12 protein-coding genes and 2 rRNA genes are annotated in these 18,821 nt (G+C 55.7%); 9 read left to right on the plus strand and 5 right to left on the minus strand.

Features of this window, described 5'->3' with window-relative positions; translation table 11 throughout:
• The first annotated feature begins 67 nt into the window (after nucleotides 1–67).
• The 4 genes from METAL_RS04255 to METAL_RS04270 all read left to right on the plus strand — a co-directional run bounded on the left by METAL_RS04255 (nucleotide 68) and on the right by METAL_RS04270 (nucleotide 5,591).
• Nucleotides 68–2,962 (plus strand): 23S ribosomal RNA (locus tag METAL_RS04255).
• A 153-nt stretch (nucleotides 2,963–3,115) separates the two neighbouring features.
• Nucleotides 3,116–3,231 (plus strand): 5S ribosomal RNA (gene rrf / locus METAL_RS04260).
• A 105-nt stretch (nucleotides 3,232–3,336) separates the two neighbouring features.
• On the plus strand, nucleotides 3,337–4,953 hold the full coding sequence (lnt, locus tag METAL_RS04265; RefSeq protein WP_005369959.1) for an apolipoprotein N-acyltransferase: 1,617 nt from the start codon (nucleotides 3,337–3,339) through the stop codon (nucleotides 4,951–4,953).
• Between the two features lie 116 nt (nucleotides 4,954–5,069).
• Nucleotides 5,070–5,591, plus strand: coding sequence for a septal ring lytic transglycosylase RlpA family protein (locus METAL_RS04270; RefSeq protein WP_005369960.1), 522 nt, complete (start codon nucleotides 5,070–5,072; stop codon nucleotides 5,589–5,591).
• Between the two features lie 115 nt (nucleotides 5,592–5,706).
• On the opposite strand, the gene lspA is transcribed toward METAL_RS04270, so the two are convergent.
• The 4 genes from lspA to METAL_RS04290 all read right to left on the minus strand — a co-directional run bounded on the left by lspA (nucleotide 5,707) and on the right by METAL_RS04290 (nucleotide 10,460).
• Entirely contained in the window at nucleotides 5,707–6,180 is a 474-nt protein-coding gene (lspA, locus tag METAL_RS04275) for a signal peptidase II (RefSeq protein WP_040578453.1), read from the minus strand.
• Nucleotides 6,181–6,188: 8 nt separating this feature from the next.
• Entirely contained in the window at nucleotides 6,189–9,014 is a 2,826-nt protein-coding gene (gene ileS / locus METAL_RS04280; protein ID WP_040578285.1) for an isoleucine--tRNA ligase, read from the minus strand.
• A complete protein-coding gene (ribF, locus tag METAL_RS04285) occupies nucleotides 8,998–9,951 on the minus strand; it encodes a bifunctional riboflavin kinase/FAD synthetase (protein WP_005369963.1) in 954 nt (317 codons plus the stop codon). Before ribF ends, ileS begins: the two co-directional genes overlap by 17 nt.
• Before the next feature lie 215 nt (nucleotides 9,952–10,166).
• Complete coding sequence (locus METAL_RS04290) at nucleotides 10,167–10,460, minus strand: hypothetical protein (RefSeq protein ID WP_005369964.1); 294 nt, start codon at nucleotides 10,458–10,460, stop codon at nucleotides 10,167–10,169.
• 566 nt (nucleotides 10,461–11,026) lie between these two features.
• Here METAL_RS04290 and METAL_RS04295 point away from each other — a divergent pair.
• Together METAL_RS04295 and METAL_RS04300 are read left to right on the plus strand one after the other, a co-directional pair.
• On the plus strand, nucleotides 11,027–11,956 hold the full coding sequence (locus METAL_RS04295) for an SPFH domain-containing protein (RefSeq protein WP_005369965.1): 930 nt from the start codon (nucleotides 11,027–11,029) through the stop codon (nucleotides 11,954–11,956).
• 9 nt (nucleotides 11,957–11,965) lie between these two features.
• Nucleotides 11,966–12,406, plus strand: a complete 441-nt coding sequence (locus tag METAL_RS04300; protein ID WP_005369966.1) for an NfeD family protein — start codon at nucleotides 11,966–11,968, stop codon at nucleotides 12,404–12,406.
• Nucleotides 12,407–12,731: 325 nt separating this feature from the next.
• On the opposite strand, the gene METAL_RS20465 is transcribed toward METAL_RS04300, so the two are convergent.
• Entirely contained in the window at nucleotides 12,732–13,046 is a 315-nt protein-coding gene (locus METAL_RS20465; protein ID WP_213069453.1) for a hypothetical protein, read from the minus strand.
• 793 nt (nucleotides 13,047–13,839) lie between these two features.
• On the opposite strand from METAL_RS20465, the gene METAL_RS04310 reads away from it, so the two are divergent.
• The 3 genes from METAL_RS04310 to METAL_RS04320 are packed head-to-tail and all read left to right on the plus strand — an operon-like array spanning nucleotide 13,840 to nucleotide 18,295.
• Complete coding sequence (locus METAL_RS04310) at nucleotides 13,840–15,552, plus strand: type I secretion system permease/ATPase (protein ID WP_005369967.1); 1,713 nt, start codon at nucleotides 13,840–13,842, stop codon at nucleotides 15,550–15,552.
• Between the two features lie 18 nt (nucleotides 15,553–15,570).
• Entirely contained in the window at nucleotides 15,571–16,893 is a 1,323-nt protein-coding gene (locus METAL_RS04315) for an HlyD family type I secretion periplasmic adaptor subunit (protein ID WP_005369968.1), read from the plus strand.
• Between the two features lie 7 nt (nucleotides 16,894–16,900).
• Nucleotides 16,901–18,295: a TolC family outer membrane protein gene (locus tag METAL_RS04320; protein WP_005369969.1), complete on the plus strand. Its 1,395-nt coding sequence runs from the start codon at nucleotides 16,901–16,903 to the stop codon at nucleotides 18,293–18,295.
• The last annotated feature ends 526 nt before the right edge of the window (nucleotides 18,296–18,821 follow it).

Below are 18,821 nucleotides of genomic sequence, written 5' to 3' on the forward strand. Positions count from 1 at the left end.
CCCGTTCTCAAGCAGAACAAGCGAAAATGTCAGCTGATCGATAACTTCAGAATGATTGGGGTTATATGGTCAAGTGAATAAGCGCATACGGTGGATGCCTAGGCAGTAAGAGGCGATGAAGGACGTTGTAGCATGCGATAAGCCGCGGTGAGTTTGCAAACACACTTTGACCCGCGGATGTCCGAATGGGGCAACCCACTTGAGAGCACTCAAGTATCCTGCACTGAATCCATAGGTGCAGGAAGCGAACCCGGAGAACTGAAACATCTAAGTACCCGGAGGAAAAGAAATCAACCGAGATTCCCTTAGTAGCGGCGAGCGAACGGGGATTAGCCCTTAAGTTTTGGCACCTGTTAGTGGAAGGGTCTGGAAAGTCCCACCAAAGACGGTGATAGTCCGGTACACGAAAACGACGCCAAGATGAAGACGAGTAGGGCGGGGCACGTGAAACCCTGTCTGAAGAAGGGGGGACCATCCTCCAAGGCTAAATACTCCTTACTGACCGATAGTGAACCAGTACCGTGAGGGAAAGGCGAAAAGAACCGAGGAGATCGGAGTGAAATAGATCCTGAAACCGTATGCGTACAAGCAGTGGGAGCCGACTTTGTTCGGTGACTGCGTACCTTTTGTATAATGGGTCAGCGACTTAATCTCAGTGGCAAGCTTAACCGCATAGGGGAGGCGTAGCGAAAGCGAGTCTGAACAGGGCGTTCAGTCGCTGGGATTAGACCCGAAACCGGGCGATCTATCCATGACCAGGTTGAAGGTCAGGTAATACTGACTGGAGGACCGAACCCACTCCCGTTGAAAAGGTAGGGGATGAGTTGTGGATCGGAGTGAAAGGCTAATCAAGCTCGGAGATAGCTGGTTCTCCTCGAAAGCTATTTAGGTAGCGCCTCGTGTATCACTCTGGGGGGTAGAGCACTGTTTCGGCTAGGGGGTCATCCCGACTTACCAACCCGATGCAAACTCCGAATACCCAGAAGTGCGAGCACGGGAGACACACGGCGGGTGATAAGGTCCGTCGTGAAAAGGGAAACAGCCCAGACCGTCAGCTAAGGTCCCAAAATCTATGCTCAGTGGGAAACGATGTGGGAAGGCCCAGACAACCAGGAGGTTGGCTTAGAAGCAGCCACCCTTTAAAGAAAGCGTAATAGCTCACTGGTCGAGTCGGCCTGCGCGGAAGATTTACCGGGGCTAAGCATAGTACCGAAGCTACGGGTTCATCGCAAGATGAGCGGTAGAGGAGCGTTCCGTACGCCTGCGAAGGTCGATTGAGAAGTCGGCTGGAGGTATCGGAAGTGCGAATGCTGACATGAGTAACGATAATGCGGGTGAAAAACCCGCACGCCGAAAACCCAAGGTTTCCTGCGCAACGCTAATCGACGCAGGGTTAGTCGGTACCTAAGGCGAGGCCGAAAGGCGTAGTCGATGGCAAACAGGTTAATATTCCTGTACCGGTCGCAACTGCGATGGGGTGACGGAGAAGGCTAGATCGGCTGCCGGTTGGAAGTGGCAGTGCAAGCCGGTAGGGAGAGCGCTTAGGCAAATCCGGGCGCTCAATCCCGAGACGTGATGATGAGCAGGCTCTACGGAGCCGCGAAGCGATCGATGCCAAGCTTCCAAGAAAAACCTCTAAGCTTCAGGTTGCGAGTGGCCGTACCCTAAACCGACACAGGTGGGTGGGATGAGAATTCTCAGGCGCTTGAGAGAACTCGGGTGAAGGAACTAGGCAAAATGGTACCGTAACTTCGGGATAAGGTACGCCTTGGTTAGGTGAAGTCCCTCGCGGATGGAGCCGAGCAAGGTAGCATAAAATTGGTGGCTGCGACTGTTTAGCAAAAACATAGCACTCTGCAAACTCGAAAGAGGACGTATAGGGTGTGACGCCTGCCCGGTGCTGGAAGGTTAATTGATGGGGTCAGCGCAAGCGAAGCTCTTGATCGAAGCCCCAGTAAACGGCGGCCGTAACTATAACGGTCCTAAGGTAGCGAAATTCCTTGTCGGGTAAGTTCCGACCTGCACGAATGGCGTAACGATGGCCACACTGTCTCCACCCGAGACTCAGTGAAATTGAAATCGCTGTGAAGATGCAGTGTACCCGCGGTTAGACGGAAAGACCCCGTGAACCTTTACTATAGCTTGACACTGGACTTTGAATCGACTTGTGTAGGATAGGTGGGAGGCTGCGAAGCGTGGACGCCAGTTCGCGTGGAGCCAACCTTGAAATACCACCCTGGTTTATTTGAAGTTCTAACCTCGGCCCGTGATCCGGGCTAGGGACAGTGTCTGGTGGGTAGTTTGACTGGGGCGGTCTCCTCCCAAAGCGTAACGGAGGAGCACGAAGGTACCCTCAGCCTGGTCGGAAATCAGGCAATGAGTGCAATGGCATAAGGGTGCTTGACTGCGAGACGGACAGGTCGAGCAGGTACGAAAGTAGGTCATAGTGATCCGGTGGTTCTGAATGGAAGGGCCATCGCTCAACGGATAAAAGGTACTCCGGGGATAACAGGCTGATACCGCCCAAGAGTTCATATCGACGGCGGTGTTTGGCACCTCGATGTCGGCTCATCACATCCTGGGGCTGAAGCAGGTCCCAAGGGTATGGCTGTTCGCCATTTAAAGTGGTACGCGAGCTGGGTTCAGAACGTCGTGAGACAGTTCGGTCCCTATCTGCCGTGGGCGTTTGAGATTTGAGGGAAGCTGCTCCTAGTACGAGAGGACCGGAGTGGACGTACCGCTGGTGTTCCGGTTGTGATGCCAATCGCATTGCCGGGTAGCTATGTACGGACAGGATAACCGCTGAAAGCATCTAAGCGGGAAGCCCCTCCCAAGATGAGATCTCACTGGGACGACAAGTCCCCTGAAGGGCCGTTGGAGACGACGACGTAGATAGGCACGGTGTGGAAGCGCAGTAATGCGTGCAGCTAACGTGTACTAATTGCCCGTGAGGCTTGACCATATAACACCCAATCGGTTTGGGTGAGGCGCAGAAGAAAACTGAGCCGACAGCTGACGCTTTAAAGCGAGAGAATTGAATGTTACAGATTTCCAAGGCAGAAGGCTAGCCTCCTGCCGATGATCGACCGCAGTACTTGTCGATCTAGCCAGTTTGCTTGGTGACCATAGCGAGCGTGAACCACCCGATCCCATCCCGAACTCGGCAGTGAAACCGCTTAGCGCCGATGATAGTGCGACAGGTTGTCGTGCGAAAGTAGGGAATCGCCAAGCTTTTATTACAAAACCCCCGCCCTCATCCCGAGGCCGGGGGTTTTTTTATGGCCGAGGCCAAGGCCGCTCGCTAAAATAATGTTTCATTTGCGTATGCACGGTAAAATGACGCCGATTCGCTTGATAATCGAGTTCATTCGCACACATTTTTCCTCTCAGACTCAGTGCATCCAGCCTGTGAGACCCTTGCAAAAAAAACGTATATCACCCGATAACAGTCTTTGGGACGTTCTATCGTTCGCTGCAGGTATTGCCTATACCCTGGCATTTGCGCCTTTCGATTCATATCTTGCCGTTTTTCCCGCGCTGGCGTATTTGTTCTGGAGCTGTATGCGTCTCACTCCGAAGCGTTCGCTGCTGAGAGGCTATTTGTTCGGGCTTGGACAGTTCGGGCTAGGCGTTTCCTGGGTCTACATTAGCGTTCATGATTATGGCGGCGGCGGCTTGTTCGGTTCGCTTTTCATCACAGGCTTGTTTGTCGGCTTTTGGTCTGCATTTCCCGCTATTGCCGTTTACATGACGGCAAAGCTGCCGGGAAAACAATCAAGCCGTTTGATTTTCTATCCTTTGGTCTGGATGCTGGTCGAGTATTTGCGAGGCCGAGTAGTACTGGAAGGCTTTCCCTGGCTGCAGATTGCTTACTCGCAACTGGATGCGCCTTTGGCAGGCTATATTCCGCTGCTTGGCGCTTATGGCGCAGGTCTGCTTGGCGCCGTATCGGCTGCCTTGCTTGCTGGGATATTCATCCGTCCTGAATCGACCTTATACCTATCGGCCGGTATTGTGAGCCTATGGCTTGTCGGCGGAGTTCTGAAAACTGCCGAATGGACTTGCCCCTACGGTGAGCCCCTCAAAGTGACGCTGATCCAGGGCAATATTTCGCAGAATAAAAAATGGCTGCCGGAAACCCGGGTCAGCACGATTCTGCAATATATCCGAATGACCGAGGCGCATTGGGACTCGCAAGTGATCGCCTGGCCGGAATCCGCGGTACCGGCCTATCTGTCCGATGTGTACGAGCCTTTCCTGAAGCCGCTGCACCGGAACGCGAAAGCCCACCAGGTCGATTTGATTGTCAGCGTACCGTCCTATGGCGAGGCGGAAGGCGTAAAATATAATTCGCTCATCACCCTGGGCCGGAATGAAGGCATTTACCGGAAGGTGCATTTGCTGCCTTTCGGCGAGTACATGCCGTGGCAGCCGGTTTCCGGCTGGATACTGAAGCATTTCAACTTGCGGCTGAGCCATTTTACCCCCGGAAGTGCGGATCAGCCTTTGCTGCGAGCCGGCGGCTATCCCTTCATTACCTCGATTTGTTATGAGGATGCGTTTGCGGAAAATGCGTTGCACGAACTCCCGGAGGCGGCCTACCTGGTCAACGCGACCAACGATGCCTGGTTCGGCGATTCGATCGAACCATACCAGCATTTGCAGATCGCCCGGATGAGGGCATTGGAAACCGGGCGCTACCTGTTGCGTTCGACCAATACCGGGGTGACCGCGATCGTATCCCCTAACGGGCGCATATTGAAGCAGGCCCCTCTATTCACCACAACCGCATTGACGGGCACGATCAGACCGATGACCGGGTTGACACCTTATGCGCGGATAGGGGATAGGCCGGTAGTGGCGTTTATAGCGGCGCTATTGTTGTTGATTTTACTGCTGACTCATTCGGACAAAATGAGGCTATTTCGTATCGACGAAAAATGCCCGATGTAATGTTCGAGAGTTAATTTTATACCTCAAGCACTAGCTCATTCCGGGCAGGTAAGGCACTATTAAGCATTGTGTTCTATATTCGCGATGTTTTTATCACCGTACTGAGCCGCCGCGTTATGACAATACCTTTCTTTTTCACGATAGATCGGAAGAAAACCGCTCTGTTCTGTATCGTATGGGCCGCGCTGCTGTTTAACGGCTGTGCTACACGGAAGGCCGTATCGCCGGCTCTGCCGCTGTACCGGTCCCAGACCCCGCATGCCGAACATTCCAGGCATAAGGCGGCTTATAACCGGCCTTACCAGGTCAAGGGAAAGACCTATTATCCAATGACTTCGGCCGCGGGTTATGAAGAGGTCGGCACGGCTTCCTGGTACGGCTCGGAATCGGGAAACCGGACCGCGACCGGATCGCGGTTCAGGTCGCAACGCTTGACGGCCGCACACAAAACCTTGCCGCTGCCCTGCAAAGTCAGGGTGACTAATCTCCATAACGGCCGTTCGGTCGACGTGCTGGTTAATGACAGAGGCCCTTTTAAAAAGGGAAGGCTGATCGATTTGTCGCAGGCTGCGGCGAGGAGAATCGGGATACGCGGACTTGCTAAAGTCAAGGTCGAGTACCTGAGCAGTCTGGAATGACGGGATCGCATCTTCCAAATAACCCTTGTTAAATTGCTTCGGCAGGCTGAACGGCTTGCGAAGATAAAAAAGTGATTGTGTCCCGAAGCGCCGCTGATCGGCGCCTAGAACCTTCCTAAACTTTTCTGGCCGTACCGAACCAGCCGAACGACTCGGCCAGCATCAGAAACACGCCCAGATTGATTGCCGCATCGGCGATATTGAAAAACGGAAAGTGCGAATTTCCGTAATACACATCGATAAAGTCGATCACATAACCGTAGGCAACCCGGTCGATCAGATTGCCGATCGCGCCCCCGAGGATCAGCGACAGCGCCGCCGCGAGCAGCGTTTCGTGCTTGTGCAGTCTGGCGAGCCATACCGTGATCCCGATGCCGATGAACAGCGCGAGCCCCGAAAAAAACCAGCGCTGCCAGCCGCCCGCCTCGCTCAAAAAGCTGAACGCCGCGCCGGTGTTATGTACGTAAGTCAGGTTCAGATAAGGGATGACCGGAATCGATTCATATAAATGCATCGAGGCGTCGATCGCCAGCTTGCTGCCTTGATCGAGCAGCACCGCGAACAAGGTCAACCAGAGCCATTTCAACATCGGCATCATCACGCGAACTGGCGAATTTCGCCGGCACCGGCAACGTTTTCGACACAGCGTCCGCAAAGTTCCGGATGTTCGGGGGCGATGCCCACATCGGCACGCTGATGCCAGCAACGGACGCATTTGGGATATTCCGAAACGTTAACCTTGATGCGGACGCCCGGAATATCGGTCGAAGCCGCCTCGTCCGGAGCGGATGGCTCCGCGATTACGGTAGCGCCGGAAGTGATCAGCACGAAACGGAGTTCCGCGCCCAAAAGATTCAATGCTTCGAAATAGTCGTTGTTGCAGTACAGTTCGACTTCGGCATTCAAGGACGCGCCGATATCGCCTTTCGCGCGGCTTTTTTCGAGTTCCTTGCTGACCGCGGTGCGCACGGCCATCACTTTCTGCCAAGTATCGCGGTTGATTGCCGCATCGGCATCAAGTTGGGCCAGTCCGTTATACCAAGTTTCGAGAAACACCGATTCGCTGCGTTTGCCCGGCATGAAATGCCAGATTTCATCGGCCGTGTAGCTGATGATCGGCGCGAGCCAGCGTACCAGCGCTTCGAGCACATGATACATCGCCGTTTGCGCGGAGCGCCGGGCCAGGCCGTCGGTTTTCGCGGTGTACTGGCGGTCCTTGATCACGTCCAGGTAAAAGCCGCCGAGATCGATCACGCAGAAGTGATGCACTTTTTGGAAAATCGACTGGAACTGATATGCCTCGTAGGCGGCCTGGACTTCTTCCTGCAATTGCCAGGCCCGGTCCATCACCCAGCGGTCCAGCGCGAGCAACTGGCCGGTTTCGACAAGATGCTGCGCCGGATCGAAATCGTTCAGGTTCGACAGCAGGAAGCGGGCGGTATTGCGCAGCCGCCGGTAGCCGTCGGCGGTCCGGTTCAGAATTTCAGACGAAACGCTCATTTCGCCCCGGTAATCGGCCGAGGCGACCCACAGGCGCAAAATGTCCGCGCCGAGGTCCTTCATCACCGCTTGCGGCGCGACCACGTTGCCTTTCGATTTGGACATTTTCTTGCCTTCCGCATCGACCGTAAAGCCGTGCGTCAGCACCGCCTTGTACGGCGCAACGCCGTTCATCGCGGTCGAGGCCAGGAGCGACGACTGAAACCAGCCGCGATGCTGGTCCGAGCCTTCCAGGTACAGATCGGCCGGAAATCTCAATGGCTCGCGCCGTTCGAGCACGCAGGCGTGCGTCACGCCGGAGTCGAACCAGACGTCCAGCGTATCGGTGATCTTGTCGTAATAAGCCGCTTCCTCGCCGAGCAATTCGGCCGGTTCCAGATCGAACCAGGCGTCGATGCCGCGTTCTTCGATCCGCTTGGCGATCGGCTCGATCAGTTCCACCGTGCGCGGGTGTAGCTCGCCGCTCTCTTTGTGCACGAAAAAAGTGATCGGCACGCCCCAGGTGCGCTGGCGGGAAATACACCAGTCCGGGCGTCCGTTCAGCATGCTTTCGATGCGTGCCTGGCCCCAGTCCGGAATCCAGGCAACCTGCTTGACTTCATTCAGCGCGGTCTCGCGAAGGTGCTTCTTTTCCATCGAGATGAACCATTGCGGGGTCGCGCGGAAAATGATCGGCGTCTTGTGCCGCCAGCAATGCGGATAACTGTGTTCGATCGCATGGTGATGCAGCAGCTTGCCGTTCGTCTCCAGCACTTCGATCACATGCTCGTTGGCCTTGAACACATGCTCGCCCGCGAACAGTTCGGTATTCGGCAAAAATACGCCGTCCGCGCCGACCGGGTTGTCCACCGGAAGATCGTAGCGAAGGCCGGCGACATAGTCTTCCTGGCCGTGGCCGGGGGCGGTATGCACCGCGCCGGTGCCCGCGTCGGTGGTGACGTGATCGCCGAGAATGATCGGGACCTGGCGTTTGTAGAAAGGGTGATGCAATGCCTGGTGTTCGAGCGCGGACCCTTTGCAATAGGCAATGACCCGGAAATGATCGATGTTATAGCGCGACATCGCATCCTTCAACAGCGCCTCGGCGATGACTAGACGCTCCTTGACGCCGCCTTTTTCGCACTGCACGACCGCATAGTCCAGTTCGGGATTCAACGCGACGGCCTGGTTTGCGGGCAAGGTCCACGGCGTGGTGGTCCAGATTACGACCGACAACGGGCCTTCGCCTTCGCCGACATGGTGGCAATTGGCCAAAAAAGCGCCCGGATCCACGGCTTCGAAGCGCACGTCGATCGCCGGCGAGTGCTTGTCTTCGTATTCGACTTCCGCTTCGGCCAGCGCGGAGCCGCAGTCGGTGCACCAGTGCACCGGCTTCGCGCCGTGCGCGATATGGCCGTTGGCGGCGATCTTGCCGAGCGAACGCACGATGTCCGCTTCGAACGCGAAGTCCATCGTCAGATAAGGATTGTCCCAGTCGCCGAGAATGCCGAGCCGGACGAAGGCTTCTTTCTGCAGCGCGACCTGTTTGCCGGCATACTCGCGGCAGGCTTTACGGAATACCGCCGGCGTAACCTTGACGCCGGCCTTGCCGACTTTCTTTTCGACCATCAGTTCGATCGGCAGGCCGTGGCAGTCCCAGCCCGGCACATACGGCGCGTCAAAACCCGCCAGCGTTTTCGACTTCACGATGAAATCCTTCAACACCTTGTTCACCGCATGGCCGATGTGGATTTCGCCGTTTGCGTAGGGAGGGCCATCGTGCAGCACGAATTTGGGGCGTCCGGCCGCCGCTTCGCGAATCTTCTGGTACAGTTTGGATTCGCTCCAGATTTTCAACCGTTCCGGTTCGCGCTGCGCCAGGTTCGCTTTCATCGGGAAAGCGGTCGTCGGTAAATTAAGCGTTTTTTTATAATCCATAGTCATAAGCGTTTGAATCGGCAAAAATCTTCTGGGTTAGCGCCACATCTTTCTCGATCTGGGCTTGCAGTTTTTCGAGGGAATGAAAACGCATTTCGTCGCGGATTTTGCGCTTGAAATGCACTTCCACATAACGCCCGTAAATTTCCCGCTCGAAATTGAACAAATGGGTTTCGAGGACCACTTTCGAGCCGCCGTCGACGGTCGGCCGCGTGCCGACGTTCGCGATGCCCTGAATCTCGCCTTCGGGAAGGCCCGTCATCGTCACCGCGAACACGCCGTGGAGCGGCGTATTCTTTCGATGCAGGTGAATGTTGGCGGTCGGAAAACCCAGCGCCCGGCCGCGTTTCTCGCCGTGCACGATCCGGCCGCAGACCGAATAACTATGCCCCAGCATTTGCTCGGCCTGTTCGAGATTGCCGGCCGCCAGGGCATCCCGGATCAGCGTGCTGCTGACCCTATGGCCCTCGATGTAAAACGAGCCGGTGTCTTCGACCGTGAATCCCCACTGCCGGCCCTTTTCCTGCAGCATCGCGAAATTGCCGCGCCGGGCCTTGCCGAAATGGAAATCGTCGCCGATCACCAGATGTTTCACGTTCAGCTTCCTGACCAGGAAGTCCTCGATGAATTTTTCGGCATCCAGGTTGGCAAATTGCCGGTTGAAGCGGGCGGTCAGTAAATAATCGACCGGCAATGACGAAAAGCCGATCACTTTCTCGCGCAGGCGCATCAGCCGCGATGGCGCATTGTCGCCGAGAAAATATTCCAGCGGCTGCGGTTCGAAAATCATGACCGCGACCGGCAATCCGGCGGCGCGGCCTTTCGCGGCGAGCTTTTCGATCACCGCACGATGCCCCAGGTGCAGCCCGTCGAAATTTCCGATCGTAAGCACACAGCCCTGATCCAGGGGCTCCAGATGGCACAGGCCTCTAATGACACGCATCATCGCTGCCTGGGAAACGCGAATTGAGCGAGGAAAGCGCCGCTATGCTATCAGGCATGATTCGAGCCGTAACGGCGGATTCGGGAAAGGCATAAATCAGCGTTTCACTCAATTAAAACTGCTGATTTTATCATGATTTACACGGTAAGGTAGGCGCCGTGTACGAATTGGAACATTCTGTTGCGGAGCAACTACGGTTGCTCCTCACGGAAAGTTTATTTTTTAGAGGCGGGAGCGCTAGGCGGCGCATCCGTGGCCGGAACCGGAACAGGCACCGGCGCGGGTTCGGCGACTTTCGCAGGCGTTTCTTGCAGCGCCTTTTCCTCCCGTTCGCGTTTCAGCCCTTCGCCGTACAGCGTCACCGTAATCATGATCAGGATCGGCGTGATCATCAGGATCATGAAGCGGGTCGGCTCTTTCAGAAAAAACAGCGGCCATTTCGGCTTGATCATTCCGAGCACGAAGAAAAAAAGCGTAAAGGCCGCCAAGTTGAAAGAATAAAATACCATATTGAATTACCGATAAAAGTGGTTCAAAACCGGGTAGTGCCGGAGAGTCGGCTCCGCCGTCCATAACTCTATAATATACCACCATCCCACCATGAAATTAAACTTGGCGCCGAGCCGCCGGTTTGACCGGGAAGGATTTCCGGAAGCCGGAAGGCTGCTGAGCCTGTTCGATACCCGATCGAGTTTAAGATGGAGAATTGGCTGGCTCTTTATGGTATAAGCAAGATAGGATGGGCAGAGCGAAGCGAAACCCATCAAACGGTCCGGTTTCGACCAAGCGCCTCAAAGGTCTGTTTTCCGAACCTGATCGGATCCAATACCCCATCGGAGTTCCTGGCGATGGGTTTCGCTTCGCTCTACCCATGCCTTTTGTTCGGGGAAGTTTCTGCTGTGGTTTCCGGCATCGTCGGCATCCGGCCGCGTTCGGGATAGGGGCTCGGCGGATTCCTACGGTATGGAAACGGAGGATTTTCGGGATTCTGCTGTTGAGACCGGCCAGTGCGAATTTCGATCGATAGACTATTCTTTACATGAGTTATTTTTAATCTAACCCTTTGGGAGGCCTCATGGGCGGTTTCGGAATTTTTGTCTTAGCGTTATTGGTTCTAGCCGTATTGGGCGTGTTTTTGGCGGTCAAATCGGTTCCGCAGGGGATGGAATACACGATCGAGCGATTCGGGCGTTATACCACCACGCTGACGCCGGGGTTGAACATCATCGTGCCGCTGGTCGACCGGGTCGGCCGCAAAATGATCATGATGGAACAGGTGCTGGATGTGCCGTCGCAGGAAGTGATCACCAAGGACAACGCGATGGTCACCGTCGACGGCGTCGTATTCTATCAGGTGATGGATGCCGCCAAGGCCGCCTACGAAGTCAGCAATCTCGAATGGGCGATCCTGAATCTGGTGATGACCAACATCAGGACCGTGATGGGATCGATGGACCTGGACGAACTGCTGTCCCGCCGCGACGACATCAACGCGCGCCTGCTGATGGTGGTCGACGATGCGACGACGCCGTGGGGCATCAAGGCGACCCGGATCGAGATCAAGGACATCGCGCCGCCGAAAGATCTGGTCGAAGCGATGGGCAAACAGATGAAGGCCGAGCGGCTGAAACGCGCCGCGATCCTGGAGGCGGAAGGTCTCAGGCAATCCGAGATCCTGCGCGCGGAAGGCGCCCAGCAGGCGGCGGTTCTGGAGGCCGAAGGCCGCAAGGAAGCCGCCTACCGCGATGCGGACGCCCGCGAACGTCTGGCGCAGGCCGAGGCGCGCGCCACGCTGATGGTGTCCGAAGCGATCGGCAAGGGCGATCTGAACGCGATCAATTATTTCGTGGCGCAAAAATATATCGAGGCGCTGCAAAACGTCGCCGCCGCCGATAACAGCAAACTGATCCTGATGCCGCTGGAGGCCGCGAATGTGATAGGCGCAATTGGCGGCATCGGGGAACTGACGAAGGAAGCGATGGCCAGGAATGCGAAAAGCGCATAGGAGAGAACGATGGAATTCGACTTCGTCTTCTGGTACTGGTGGATACTGGCGTTGATTCTTCTGGTCGTCGAACTGGTCGCGCCCGGCTTCTTTTTCCTGTGGATGTCCGCGGCGGGTTTCGTGACCGGCTGCCTGCTCCTGCTGTTTCCGGCGACGCCGGAAAATTTTCAGATCTTCGAATTTTCGGTGCTGTCGATCCTGGTGATCGCGGCCTGGCGGTTTTATGTCAAGAAACACCCGATCGAAAGCGACCGGCCGCTGTTGAACAAGCGCGGAGCCCAGTATATCGGCCGGGTTTTCAACCTGTATGCGCCGATCGAGAACGGGCAGGGCAAAATCAAGGTGGACGATACGATCTGGAAAGTGCATGGGCCCGATTGCCCGATCGACTCGAAAGTCCGGGTGGTCTCGGTGAACGGGACCGTATTCGAAGTGGAGCAGGTCGAGTAATTTCTTCGGAAGCGGCGTAGGGTACGCTGCGCTTGCCATTAAACTAAGGTAGGATGGGTAGAGCGAAGCGAAACCCATCAAGCCCCATGTCCTTATGCACAAGCCCGTCATTCCGGCAGGGATTGCTGGAATCCAGTTGCCAAGGATGGCAAGCTTTAATACATCCCTGTACTCTGGATCCCTGCCGGGATGACAGCTTAACTTAATGGCAGTAACGCTCCAGCATGGGAACGAGGAAACCCAATGTCGGGCAACGGTGAAGCGGTTGCCCGGCCTACTGTCTGAAGTTTTTTCGTGGTTTTGGTGCGTTTCGTGGACCGTCAGCCTACGGACTTTGACGCAGAAAATGGCCATTGTGAGAGGGATAACCGGGATGGGGAGTCAATCCCGGTTTTGGCATAGGGCCAGCGGAAGGATTTACGATAATGATCGGCTCGATTCGATCGCGAAATGAATAATTTCCGGATTCATCCTGCATATTTCCGCCGTTTGAATCGACCGGCTTACCGGCAGCGGTAATTCGCGTTGTCGTTCTTCGAACGATTGTGCCATCGCCAAGCTCGGTTTCGGTAATTTCGGCATAGCTGAATTTAGCGCATGCGAATGAGAAAAATACAAGAACCATCGTTTTTCCAATCATACTTAATCCTTAAATTTAGCGATTGCCTTGATTCTCCAATCTGTCCGGCTTCGATTGTTGGGCTTCCTTCGTCAGGGTCGTAGTCGTAGGATGCGGTGACGATAGGAACCGCGTCAATCGCGAACGATGCGGTTCGTTCCTCGCCACATCCTACGGCCCTGAAGCAGAAGTCGAAAAGAGGTGATTCAACTCGGCCAAAGCGGGTGATGTCTACCATTATAATCGCGCCTGCCGCTTTCATGAGGGTAATCAGTTCATATTTTTCAATAAAGTTGTGTAGGTTGGGTTAGCGTAGCGTAACCCAACAAATCGAAGCCGGAAATGTTGGGTTACGCTACGCTAACCCAATCTACGGGACTTTTGAGGGAGTTATGCTTATTTTGCCGGTAATCCTCGCCCTTTGGTAAAGCCGAGTTTGGATAACCATCCTACATCGTTATTGCGATGATTGCAGCCCCGTAGGGTACGCTGTGCGTACCATCAATATTGAAAGGTACGCACAGCGTACTCTACGAGGCTGCCATTAAGTTAATGGTAAAGCCGAGTAGGTCGGGCAACCGCTTCATCGTTGCCCGACATGAGTGACAATCTTGCTCCCCATGCTCCAGCGTAGGAACGAGAAATCTCCGTCATGTCGGGCACAAAAAGCGTGCCCGACCTACTCGCCTATGCCCGCCCGCGCTTTCGCAACGATCGCAAAGAAAATCGCCCTGCATGTGCTCCGCTCTCACCTCGTATTAAAAACAAATGCTTTATGCGATAATGGCGCGTTTTATCCGTCACCGTTTCTTCTATGAAAACCATCAAGACCGATTTGGAGCAAGCTCTGAATCTCTGTAAAGGGGCTTTTCTGTCCGCAGCGGGTTTCAGCTTGTTGATCAATTTTATCATGATCGCTCCATCGATTTATATGCTGCAGGTGTATGACAGAGTGGTTTCGACAGGGAATAAAACCACCTTGCTGATGCTGACGCTGATCGTTTTGGTGCTCTATGTCACGATGGCGTCTTTGGAATGGGTGCGGTCGCAAATATTGGTCAAGGTCAGTACGCGTCTGGAAGTGCTGTTGAACGAAAGAATGTTCCGGGTCGCTTTCAAACAGGCTCTGTTTTCGGGCGGGCGGCTGGCCAGCACCCAGGCGCTCGACGACCTGACCGGGCTGCGCCAGTTTCTGACGGGGAACGGCCTGTTTGCCTTTTTCGATGCGCCCTGGATGCCGATTTACCTGGCGTTGCTGTTCGTGTTTCATCCCTGGTACGGGTGGTTTTCGGTTTTTACCGCCATCCTGCTGATTCTCGTCGCGGTGGCGAACGAAAAAGCGACGGCTAAAACCCTGACCGAAGCGAACCAGCTCGCCATCGTCACGCGCGGGTTTTTAAGCAAAAACCTGCGCAATGCCGAAGTCGTCGAATCGATGGGCATGTTGGGTAATTTGCGCCGGCGCTGGATGGAAGGCGCGGTGAAAGTGCTGGACCTGCAGGCAGTGGCCAGCTCCCGTGCCGGCATATTGACATCCTTGTCCAAGATTATCCGCATTTCGTCGCAATCGCTGATCCTGGGGTTGGGCGCCTATTTGACGGTCGAGCGCGAAATCTCCGGCGGGCTGATGATCGCCGGCTCCATTCTGATGGGCAGAGCCCTGGCCCCCATCGATATCATGATCGGCAGTTGGAAAGGATTTGTCGGCGCGCGCGGGCAATACCGCCGCCTGAACGAAATCCTGCGGCAAATTCCCGCCGAAAAGGAGCGCATGCAATTACCGGATCCCATCGGCCACATTCAGCTCGAAAATGCCGTAGTCACCCCGCCGGGCAGCAACGTTCCCGTGCTCAAGGGACTCAATCTGGCGATCGAGAAAGGCGACATCGTCGGCGTATTGGGACCGAGCGGCGCCGGCAAATCGACGTTGGCTCGCGCCGTACTGGGCATCTGGCCGGCCATCAATGGTTCGATCCGCCTCGACAGCGCGGAAGTTTTCAGCTGGGACCGCGAGCACCTCGGCCGTTTCATCGGCTACCTGCCGCAGGACATCGAGCTGTTCGAAGGCACCATCAGCGAAAATATCGCCCGCTTCGGCGAAATCGATCCGGAAAAAGTCGTCGAGGCCGCCAAAATGGCCGACGTGCACGAAATGATCCTGCGCTTTCCGGAAGGCTACGACACCTCCATCGGCGCGACGGGCGGCAACCTGTCGGGCGGGCAACGGCAGCGGATCGGCCTGGCCCGCGCATTGTACGACAACCCGGTGCTGGTCGTGCTCGACGAGCCGAATTCCAACCTCGACGAACAGGGCGAGGGCGCGCTCGAAAAAGCCCTGCAGCGTCTCAAACAGAACCAGACCACGGTCATCATCATCACCCACCGGAACAATGTCCTGGCCCGCGTCGACAAACTGCTGATTCTCAATGAAGGAGCGGTGGTGGCTTACGGCCCGAGAGTGCAGGTCGTCGAATACCTGCAGCAGCAACAGCAAAAACAGCAACAACTCGCCACGCCGGCGGCATAAATCCCCAGCCAGATCGATATGACAGACAACAATACGGCAAACAAAGCCCCCCAGGACTTGCGCACCAATGACCGCTCGGTTCGGCTCGTCGGCCTGGTCATCGTGACGCTGACCTTCGGCATCTTCGGAGGATGGGCGTTTTTGGCGCCGCTGGACAGTTCGGCGCTGGCGCCGGGAGTCGTGGTCGTAAAAGCGCATCGCAAGACCGTGCAGCATCTGGACGGCGGCATCGTCGCCAAAATTCTGGCCAAAGACGGCGACGTGGTCAACGAAGGAGACCCCTTGCTGATTCTGGACGATACCCAAATAAAAGCCCAGATGGAAATCTCCCGCAGCCAGTTCATCGTCCTGACCGCGCAAATCGCGCGCCTGCGCGCCGAAAGGGATCGGCTCGGACGGGTCGTTTATCCGGAATCCTTGAACGATACCGGCGATCAACGGATCGTCGAAGCGAAACAGGCCGAAAACGATGTCTTCCGCTCCCGAAAAATGACGCACGACGGCGAAATGGCGGTTCTCAAGGAAAGAATCAGCCAAGTCTCCAGCAAAATCCAAGGCTTGCAGAGCCAAGTCGAAAGCAAAAAAATACTGGTCGACTCCTATGCCGAAGAAATCCGTGATTTGCAGGAATTGCTGGCGGAAGGCTTTGCCGACAAACAGCGCCTGCGCGATCTGGAACGCAACCATGCCACGCAGAGCGGCGAAATCGCCCAGCTCAACGCCGAGATCGCGACCAACCGGATGCTGATCAGCGAAACCCGTCTGCAAATCCTGCAGGTCGAAAAGAAATTCCAGGAAGATATCGCCGCCAAACTCAGCGAGGCGCAGGCCGAACTCAACGACGTCAACGAACGGATAGCGGCTTCTCGCGACAAACTCAACCGGATCGTCATCAAGGCGCCGGCCAGCGGCATGGTCATGGGCTTGTCGATACACACCCAGAGCGGCGTCATTTCCCCCGGCAGCGCAATACTCGATATCGTGCCTAAAGACGCCGAACTGGTCATCGAAGCGCAGGTCTCGCCCAACGACATCGACCGCGTTACCGTCGGCCTGCAGGCCGAAGTGCGTTTTAGCGCCTTCAAGCAGGCGACGACGCCGAAAATGTTCGGCCGGGTCATTCAACTGTCGGCGGACCGCTTCGTCGACGAACAGACCGGCGCGCCTTATTACCTGGCCCGCGTCGACCTGACGCCCGAAAGCCGGAAAGAACTCGGCGATTTACAATTGCTGCCCGGCATGCCGGCCGAAGTATTGATCAATACCGGCGAAAGAACCCTGTTTGAATATCTGGCGCAGCCGGCGACCAATGCCTTCAGGCGCGCCCTTATCGAAGATTGATCGAAACATGAATAAATCCCGCATCCTATCGGCGATAGCCCTGTGTTTGCTCGTCCGGGCCGCAAGGGCGGACGACTTACTGACCATTTACCGGCAGGCCCTGGAAGAGGATCCGCGGCTCAAATCGGCGGCGGCGAAACTGGAAGTCGGCGCCGCGCAAAAAGGCCAGGCATTAGGGCAAATGCTCCCGCAAGTCAACGCCAGCGGCAACTGGTCGGCGAACCAGCAAAGAATCGATAACGGTTCTCATGCAACCAACAGTACCTATGCCGGTACGCGTTACTACGTGTCGCTGAACCAGACCCTCGTCGATTTCGCCAAATTCTGGGAATGGCGGCGCGCGGCCAAAGTGGAAGACCAGTACGCGGCCGAGCAGATCGAAGCCGAAAACGAATTGATCAACAATGTGGTCGAGCGCTATTTCACCGTGCTCGAAGCGGAGGACCAACTGGCATTGGCGCGCGCCGAAAAGGAAACCACGCGGTTGCAACTGGAACAGGTGCAGAAACAGTTCGCCAAGCAGGTTTTGAAAATCACCGATGTTTATGCCGTGGAAGCGAGGCTGGATCTGGTTGCGGCCGACGAAATCAAGGCGGAAAGCCAAGTGGTGATCGCTCGCCAGGGATTGCGCGAATTGACCGGCGTCATGCCCTTGAACCTGAGCAGATTGAAGGAAAACATCGAATACAAGCCGCTCGAAGGCGACTTGCAGCAATGGATAGAAATGGCGAAAAGCCAGAACCCCATCCTGTCCTCCAAACGCAAGGCGATAGAAGCGGCGGAAAACAACGTAACCGTGCAAAAATCCAAATACCTGCCGGTAGTCGACCTGCAATTGAACTATTACGACACCAACACCGGCTATAACAGCCAGCGCCTGGGTTCGGATATCCAGAACCAGGTGGCCGCGATCAACGTCAACGTACCGTTGTTTTCGGGCGGCACCACGACTCAGCAACTCTTCGAAGCGAAAAGCCAACTGCGGTTGAGCCAGTACGATAACGAAAGCGCCTTGCGCGGCCTGATCAAGGAAACCAGCGATGCGTTCTTAAGCACCAATGCGGACGTCAAAAGCATCAAAGCGGGGCATAAAGCGCTCGAATCGGCGGTCAAATCGCGCGAATCGATGGCGCGCGGCCTGTACTACGGCGTTGTCACGGTGAGTGATCTGTTGAAGGCGCAGGAAGGCGAATTCGTCGCCAAAAGAGACCTGGCGCAAGCCAAATACAGCTATATCAAAAATCACATTCGTTTTTTACTGGCAATCGGCTCTCTCGCCGAAGACCACCTGCGCGAAATCAACGACTGGCTGGAAGCGCCCCGCGCGGATAACGGGCAGGCAAGCCGTGACCCCGCAACGGGTAGGGCGGATTCGCCGCCAGGCAATCCGCCAACCCCCTAAACCCCGCCAGCCGGGCAGGTCGGGCAACCGCTTCATCGTTGCCCGACGTTTGGATAACCATCCTACATCGTTATTGCGATGATTGCAGCCCCGTAGGGTACGCTGTGCGTACCATCAATATTGAAGCCGGGTAGGTCGGGCAACAGCTTCATCGTTGCCCGACGTTTGGATAACCATCCTACATCGTTATTGCGATGATTGCAGAACCCCAGAGCCGTGTAGGCCTGAAAAGTCGGGCACAAAAAGCGGTGCCCGACCTACCTGGCTGCCGCTAAGCCAGGTAGGTCGGGCAACAGCTTCATCGTTGCCCGACGTTTGGATAACCATCCTGCATCGTTATTGCAATGACTGCAGCCCCCCAGAGCCGTGTGGGCTTGAAAAGCCGGGCACAAAAAGCGGTGCCCGGCCAACCTGGGGCATCTATATATAAGGGCATGCCCTAAACCCTCCCATTCAGGTGCCGTTCAGTTGAGAAAGAGTATAGTAATACGTAATATCAATAACTGGCATGAATATTGCAATAAAT

The sequence above is a fragment of the Methylomicrobium album BG8 genome (assembly GCF_000214275.2).
Classification (GTDB): Bacteria; Pseudomonadota; Gammaproteobacteria; order Methylococcales; family Methylomonadaceae; genus Methylomicrobium; species Methylomicrobium agile.

What these genes read in the sequence shown, in the direction of transcription:
- METAL_RS04300 (WP_005369966.1), top strand. Translation starts at nt 11,966, where the DNA reads ATGGAATTCGACTTCGTCTTCTGGTACTGGTGGATACTGGCGTTGATT.
- ileS (WP_040578285.1), bottom strand. Translation starts at nt 9,014, where the DNA reads ATGACTATGGATTATAAAAAAACGCTTAATTTACCGACGACCGCTTTC.
- METAL_RS04320 (WP_005369969.1), top strand. Translation starts at nt 16,901, where the DNA reads ATGAATAAATCCCGCATCCTATCGGCGATAGCCCTGTGTTTGCTCGTC.
- METAL_RS04295 (WP_005369965.1), top strand. Translation starts at nt 11,027, where the DNA reads ATGGGCGGTTTCGGAATTTTTGTCTTAGCGTTATTGGTTCTAGCCGTA.
- ribF (WP_005369963.1), bottom strand. Translation starts at nt 9,951, where the DNA reads ATGCGTGTCATTAGAGGCCTGTGCCATCTGGAGCCCCTGGATCAGGGC.
- METAL_RS04290 (WP_005369964.1), bottom strand. Translation starts at nt 10,460, where the DNA reads ATGGTATTTTATTCTTTCAACTTGGCGGCCTTTACGCTTTTTTTCTTC.
- METAL_RS04270 (WP_005369960.1), top strand. Translation starts at nt 5,070, where the DNA reads ATGACAATACCTTTCTTTTTCACGATAGATCGGAAGAAAACCGCTCTG.
- lnt (WP_005369959.1), top strand. Translation starts at nt 3,337, where the DNA reads ATGACGCCGATTCGCTTGATAATCGAGTTCATTCGCACACATTTTTCC.
- METAL_RS20465 (WP_213069453.1), bottom strand. Translation starts at nt 13,046, where the DNA reads ATGATTGGAAAAACGATGGTTCTTGTATTTTTCTCATTCGCATGCGCT.
- METAL_RS04315 (WP_005369968.1), top strand. Translation starts at nt 15,571, where the DNA reads ATGACAGACAACAATACGGCAAACAAAGCCCCCCAGGACTTGCGCACC.
- METAL_RS04310 (WP_005369967.1), top strand. Translation starts at nt 13,840, where the DNA reads ATGAAAACCATCAAGACCGATTTGGAGCAAGCTCTGAATCTCTGTAAA.
- lspA (WP_040578453.1), bottom strand. Translation starts at nt 6,180, where the DNA reads ATGTTGAAATGGCTCTGGTTGACCTTGTTCGCGGTGCTGCTCGATCAA.